Below are 239 nucleotides of genomic sequence, written 5' to 3'. Positions count from 1 at the left end.
CGCGATGAGGCGCTCTCGGAGGCGGGGCAGCGACTACCGCTCCGAGAGACTGCACCGTCTGAGTTCGAACGCTCCGTCGGTCCGGGCCACTTCCGCGAACAGTTCGCGCTCGTCTCCGTCGTCCAGAATATCGACGTACCGGCACGTCCCGAAGCTGTCGAGCCCGGTTTCGCCGCCGCTGACGGGTGCAGAGAGTGCGGGTTCGTCGGGGGTGGTGTCGACCGGCCGCCGGAGGTCCC

The 239-nt window shown here is 69.0% G+C and carries 1 protein-coding gene; it reads right to left on the bottom strand.

Annotation, left to right across the window (positions count from 1 at the left end; genetic code table 11):
- Window positions 1-33: 33 nt before the first annotated feature.
- On the bottom strand, window positions 34-239 hold a 206-nt coding region (locus SM755_RS24150), incomplete at its 5' end, for a hypothetical protein (protein WP_323174899.1).

This window comes from Natrialba sp. PRR66 (assembly GCF_034808065.1).
Lineage (GTDB): Archaea > Halobacteriota > Halobacteria > Halobacteriales > Natrialbaceae > Natrialba > Natrialba aegyptia.
Note: the sequence above shows the minus strand (reverse complement) of the source record. Positions and strands in the feature narration are given on the sequence as shown.